The 5,000-nt window shown below is 62.3% G+C and carries 5 protein-coding genes (1 of these 5 cut by a window edge); 1 reads left to right on the top strand and 4 read right to left on the bottom strand.

The annotated features are described in order from the left end of the window. Together tsaE and lgt are read right to left on the bottom strand one after the other, a co-directional pair. Positions 1–384, bottom strand: the 5' portion of a protein-coding gene (gene tsaE / locus SYN63AY4M2_RS02320) for a tRNA (adenosine(37)-N6)-threonylcarbamoyltransferase complex ATPase subunit type 1 TsaE (RefSeq protein WP_099887172.1). The gene continues 237 nt to the left of window position 1, outside the view; the window shows 384 of its 621 coding nt (coding positions 1–384); it begins with the start codon at positions 382–384; the stop codon falls past the left edge of the window. 3 nt (positions 385–387) lie between these two features. After that, the gene (lgt, locus tag SYN63AY4M2_RS02315) at positions 388–1,242 is read right to left on the bottom strand and encodes a prolipoprotein diacylglyceryl transferase (protein ID WP_011429964.1); all 855 of its coding nucleotides are present in this window, start codon (positions 1,240–1,242) and stop codon (positions 388–390) included. Between the two features lie 253 nt (positions 1,243–1,495). On the opposite strand from lgt, the gene recA reads away from it, so the two are divergent. Further along, positions 1,496–2,620, top strand: coding sequence for a recombinase RecA (gene recA, locus SYN63AY4M2_RS02310; RefSeq protein ID WP_099812230.1), 1,125 nt, complete (start codon positions 1,496–1,498; stop codon positions 2,618–2,620). Between the two features lie 15 nt (positions 2,621–2,635). On the opposite strand, the gene SYN63AY4M2_RS02305 is transcribed toward recA, so the two are convergent. Together SYN63AY4M2_RS02305 and SYN63AY4M2_RS02300 are read right to left on the bottom strand one after the other, a co-directional pair. After that, entirely contained in the window at positions 2,636–3,448 is an 813-nt protein-coding gene (locus SYN63AY4M2_RS02305) for an RNA methyltransferase (RefSeq protein WP_011429966.1), read from the bottom strand. 33 nt (positions 3,449–3,481) lie between these two features. Then, positions 3,482–4,828, bottom strand: coding sequence for a 16S rRNA (cytosine(967)-C(5))-methyltransferase (locus tag SYN63AY4M2_RS02300; RefSeq protein ID WP_011429967.1), 1,347 nt, complete (start codon positions 4,826–4,828; stop codon positions 3,482–3,484). Between the last annotated feature and the right edge of the window lie 172 nt (positions 4,829–5,000).

The following is a 5,000-nucleotide window of genomic DNA, read 5'->3' as shown; positions in this document are numbered from 1 at the left end:
CAGATCGTCCAGAGCTGAGGACTCGGCTCCGCCAGAGGCGGACTCTAGACGGTAGAGATCGCAATGAAAAAGAGGGATCCGTCCCGTGTGGTATTCGTGCACCAGCACGAAGGTGGGGCTGTCGATGGGCTCCGGGATCCCCAGCCCTTGCCCCAGCCCCTGCACAAAGGTGGTTTTGCCGCTGCCCAGATTGCCCTCTAGAAGGATCACCAGGCCGGGAGGGGAGTCTGTCTTGCTCCTGCGCTGGGGGCTGTGTTGCGGGCCTCTGAGGAGGCGAACGGCGGCCTGAGCCACCAGGGCCGCCAGCGATTGGGTGGCAGCGGCAGAGGACAACACCAGAGGGGAAGCTTGTTGCCAAAGCTCTTCATCTCGTGCGCTCGCCATGGCTTACGGCTCCTTCGGGGGGTGCTCAGGGGCAGGGATCCCTGTCGAGAGAGCGGGTGAGGGCCTCACTGGGCTCAGGTGAGCAGAAGCACGTCTTTGAGCGGTCAGCATCAGGGCCAGGCCAGCTCCGATGAGCAGTAGGCTCACCCCCTGGGCCACCCGCAGGGGCCCCAGCATGAGGCTGTCGGCGCGCAGCCCCTCGATCCAGAAGCGTCCAAGACTATACCCCAGCAGGTAGAGGCCCAGGAGGCTACCGGGCGGAGGCTGGCGCCGATAGTTCAAAAAGAGCAGGATCCCGAAGAGGCCGAGGTTCCAGAGGGATTCGTACAAAAAAGTGGGATGCACGCGGGATCCGTCGGGGAGCTGCAGTTGGATCCACAGAGAACTAGCCGGAGACAAAGCCTTTCCATAGGCCTCGTTGTTGAAGAAGTTGCCCCAGCGACCGATGCTCTGGCCAAGGCTGAGGGAAGGAACGATGCAATCGGCCAGCAGCCAGAAGTTGAGCCGATGCCGGTGGGCAAACAGGTAAAGCGCTGCAGTGCCCCCGAGCAAAGCGCCATGGATGGCCATTCCCCCCTGCCAGAGGGCCAGGACTTTCCACCAAGGGCCATCTCGATATCGCTCCCACTCAAAAGCCACGTAGTAAAAACGGGCAAGGGGCAGGGAGCCCACCACCAGCCACGGCAGCAGATCGGACATGGAATTGGGGGGAAGACCGCGCCGTGCCGCCAGGTGGCGAGCTAGAAACAGGCCCAAAACGGTTGCTAAGCCGATCAGCAGGCCATACCAGCGTAGGCTGAATGGCCCCCAGCTAAACACAATTGGACCGGGGGATCGCAACACCAGGGTCGTGAACACGGCAGTATTCCTAAACCGGTCTTTCTAGCTCACTCTACCTGTTCTGCGACCCTCACCCCCAACCCCTCTCCCTCAGGGAGCGGCCCTCACCCCCAGCCCCTCTCCCTCAGGGAGAGGGGAGCTTGGAACCGAGGCAAGGTACGAGCTGACTGCAATTGGAGGGAGATCAAGGGATCCGCTGGGGGCAACAAGGCGACAATGTTAGAATGCAGGCTTGATTTTCCACCGCGACTCCTGGGGGAGGGTGCTGGTTATGGCCCGCAAAGCTGCCGACGTGAACAACGGCGACGACTTGGACAAGTTGAAGTCGGAGAAACGCAAAGCTCTGGATCAGGTGTTGGGCCAGATCGAGCGCAATTTTGGCAAAGGGGCGATCATGCGCCTGGGAGATGCGGCCCAGATGCGGGTGGAGACCATACCCAGCGGCGCTATCACCCTCGACTTGGCCATGGGCGGTGGCTACCCCAAGGGGCGAATCATCGAAGTCTTCGGGCCGGAATCTTCTGGGAAAACCTCGGTTGCTCTGCACGCCATCGCTGAGGTGCAAAAACGAGGGGGAACGGCTGCTTTTGTGGATGCCGAGCACGCGCTGGATCCCGCCTACGCGGCGGCTTTGGGGGTAGATATCCAGAATCTGCTCATCTCCCAGCCGGACACGGGGGAGGCCGCCCTGGAGATTGTCGATCAACTGGTGCGCTCTGCTGCTGTGGACATTGTGGTGGTGGACTCGGTGGCAGCGTTGGTTCCCCGCGCCGAGATCGAGGGGGATATGGGAGACGCCCATGTGGGGTTACAGGCCCGCCTGATGAGCCAAGCGCTGCGCAAGATTGCCGGCAACGTCAGCAAAACCGGGTCAATTGTTCTGTTCCTCAACCAGTTGCGCTCCAAAATCGGCGGCATCGGCTACGGCCCCCAGGAAACCACCACTGGCGGCAATGCCCTCAAGTTCTATGCGTCGGTGCGGCTGGATATTCGCCGCGTGCAAACTCTGAAGAAAGGTGCTGAAGAATACGGGATCCGGGCGCGGGTCAAGGTGGTGAAAAACAAAGTTGCTCCCCCATTCCGGCGGGCAGAATTCGACATCATCTTCGGCCAGGGCATCTCCAACATCGGCTGCATTGTCGATCTGGCCGAGGAGATGGGCATTCTCAAACGACGCGGTTCCTGGTACAGCTACAAAGAGGAAAATGTGGCCCAAGGGAGAGACAATCTGGTCGTTTACCTGAAAGAAAAGCCGGAGATCCTGGCGGAGGTGGAAGCGGCTGTGCGGGAAAAACTTTCTGCAGGGGTAACGGTTTCTGCCAGCCGACCGGGGGGGATAGAGGAGGGAGAGCAGGAAGAGGTTGAGGCCCCCATCTTTGCAGATGAGGAGTTTTGAAACGAGGGCGGCTCTTCAAGCTGTGCCTCTCAACTGGGCTCGCTGCTGGCGCAAAGCTTCGTAGAGCAGCAATCCCCCGGTCATGGCCACGTTGAGGGACTCGACGCCAGCAGCCATCGGGATCCGCACCTGGGCATCGGCCAGTTGGATCGTCGATTCCTGCAGGCCAGCCCCTTCGTTGCCCAAGAGAAAAAGGGTTGGCCGAGTGAGGTCGTGATCCCAGTAACAGGTGGCCAGAGGGGCGAGGGTGGCGGCCAAAACTTGGATCCCTTGGCGACGACAGGACTGGATCCAGGCGGGCAAGTCAGAGAGAACCTGAGGCGGGCGGCGAAACCACTGGCCGGCGGAGGCCCGCAGGACTTTGGGGTTTTCCGGATCGACGCTGTCTGCGCTTAGCCAGAGGCCATCGGCTCCGGTGGCCGCCACGACGCGGATCAGGGATCCCAAATTACCTGGATCTTGCAGCGTTTCGACCACCAAGCCCAGGCGCAGCGCCTCTGGGGGAGGGGAGGCGATTTGCCGGCTAACGGCCACAGCTACAACCCCTTCCGGAGACTCGGTCGTAGAGAGGGCCGCCATCACTTCCAAGCTGACGGCCTGCCGCCGCAGATGCTTGGGCAGGCTGGCCAACAAGCGGGGGTGACGCTCAGCCCAGTCGAAGGTGTAGCAGACAGCTCGCAGAGGCCAGCCGACCCCCAGCGCCTCTTCGAGGAGGTGGGATCCCTCGACCAGGAAGGCGCCCTGTTCTCGCCGGCCTTTGCTGCGGTGCAACTGCCGCAACTGTCGGATCCAAGGGTTTTTGGGGCTGGTGAGCAGCTCAGAAGCCATGCGGAGGAAGAGGAGAGATGGGGCGGGGAAGGCTTAATCGCGGCGACGCAACCGTTGGATAAAAAATCCATCCCGATCCTGGCGATGAGGCCAGATGAGCAGGGGATCCCCTTCGGCAGCCCAGTGGGGATGCCGGTTCAGAAAAGACTGGATGACTGCCTCGTTTTCGGCAGGATGCAGGGTGCAGGTGGCGTACACCAACAGTCCGCCCGGCTTGAGCCACCGGGCTGCCACCTGCAGAAGCTGAGCTTGCAGATGGGCCAGCTCTTGAATCTGGGCGGGGGTTTGCCGCCAGCGGGCGTCGGCGTGGCGGTGCAGGGTGCCCAAGCCGGAGCAGGGGGCATCCAACAACACTCGGTCGGCGCTCTGCCACGGGGGCAGGGGTGCAGGAGGTTCGGCAGCGGCGTCCAGGGAGAGCAGGTCGATGGCCAGGGGACGGATCGAGCTCAAGCCCAAGCGCTGCACATTTTCCTCTAGGCGGCGCAGGCGGTGGGGATGGCGGTCCAGGGCCCAGATCTCGCCGCGATCCTGCATCTGCTCGGCCATATGCGTGGTCTTGCCGCCCGGAGCGGCGCAGCAGTCGATGACTCGCTCTCCCGGCTGGGGATCCAGATAGTGCACCACCTGCTGGGCGCTGGCATCCTGAACGCTCCACCAGCCTTGGGCAAAGCCGGGCAGGGCCGTGATGTCGCCGGCATGTTGTCCCAGGCGCAGGGCGCCCGGCACCTCAGGGATGGGTGAGGCAGGGATCCCCGCTTCTGCCAAGGCTTGGATGACTTTGTCCACATCCGCCCGCAGCGGGTTGACCCGCAGATCCAGGTGGGGCGGCTGGTTGAACCAGGCGCACAACTGCTCGGTCTCGGCTGGTCCCAGGCGCTCCCACCAGAGGCGCACCAGCCAATCGGGAAAGCTATGCCGGATCCCCAAGGCCTGAATCGGGTCAGTGGGCAGAGTGTCCTGCAAGGGCTTGAGGGGATCCTTTTCCGCCCCATCCAACGCTTGCCGCTGGTAGGCGCGCAAGATGCCGTTGACTACCCCCGTCAGGGATCCCAGGCCCACCTGGCGGGCCAGCTCCACGCTGGTGTGAATGGCGGCCCTGGGCGGGATGTGATCCAGAAAAGCCAGTTGGTAGAAGCCAAGGTAGAGAATCAGCCGCAAATCGAGCGGTTGCTGGTGGGCGGGGCGCCGGGCAAAGCAGTCGATCAGGGCATCAAGGGTGCGGCGACGGCGGGTAATCCCATACACCAACTCGCTGACCAGGTGGCAGTCGGCAGGGATCAGGCGGCTATGGGCCAACAAGTGTTCTAGCACCACGTCGGCATAGGCGTTGTGCCGCTCGATCTTCTGCAGAGCCAAGAGGGCCAGTTGACGCGCGTTCATGGCCGCTCCAAAAAAGATCAGGTTGCTTCCCGACACAAAAGGATAGCTTGGTAGCCCCGCACTTGAGTGCGCGCCGGAAAAGCCCGCTAGCCACTTTAGTCGCTTACCCATGATGGGGGTCGTTGATATAGTTTCATAGCTCAAACAACCTCTTCCTGACTTCTCCCACCAA

The sequence above is a fragment of the Synechococcus sp. 63AY4M2 genome, from assembly GCF_002760475.1.
Classification (GTDB): domain Bacteria; phylum Cyanobacteriota; class Cyanobacteriia; order Thermostichales; family Thermostichaceae; genus Thermostichus.
Note: the sequence above shows the minus strand (reverse complement) of the source record. Positions and strands in the feature narration are given on the sequence as shown.